The following is a 578-nucleotide window of genomic DNA, read 5'->3' as shown; positions in this document are numbered from 1 at the left end:
GTTCAGCAGGCACACATTCTAGTAGGACGATTTGAGCGCCTGCTTCTTGTAGCGCTAACGCATCTTTTACCATGCGATCCGCTTTTTCTTGATCGCGACCTTGGATTTTGTAACCACCAAAAATGTTAACAGACTGAGGGGTTAAACCAAGGTGAGCACAGACTGGCACTGCGCGTTCAGTAAGCATCTTAACGGTATCAACTAGCCAGTCGCCGCCTTCGATTTTTACCATGTTTGCGCCTGCGCGCATCAATTTTGCCGCGTTCTCACACGCTTGCTCTGGTGTTGCGTAGCTCATGAATGGCATATCGGCCATTAGCAAGCAATTCGGGCTGCCAGCACGCACACAGCGAGTGTGGTACACGATGTCGTCTACCGTTACTGGTAGCGTATCGTTTTCACCTTGCAATACCATACCAAGTGAATCACCAACTAAAAGAACGGGCATTTCTTGGCTTTCAAAAAGTTGTGCAAAGCTCGCATCGTAAGCGGTTGAAGTAGCAAATTTACGACCTTCTTGCTTCCACTTGATAAGGTCGTTGATGGTCATCTTTTTCATTGTTTTATCCTTACTAGGA

Annotated in this window: 1 protein-coding gene; it reads right to left on the bottom strand. The window is 47.1% G+C overall.

All coding sequences use genetic code 11. The features are described from left to right. Positions 1 to 559 (bottom strand): 3-methyl-2-oxobutanoate hydroxymethyltransferase (panB, locus tag R7Q09_RS27225; protein WP_318144091.1); only part of this gene is annotated, 559 nt, incomplete at its 3' end. Positions 560 to 578: the final 19 nt, after the last annotated feature.

The organism is Vibrio sp. 2130-1 (genome assembly GCF_033339515.1).
Note: the sequence above shows the minus strand (reverse complement) of the source record. Positions and strands in the feature narration are given on the sequence as shown.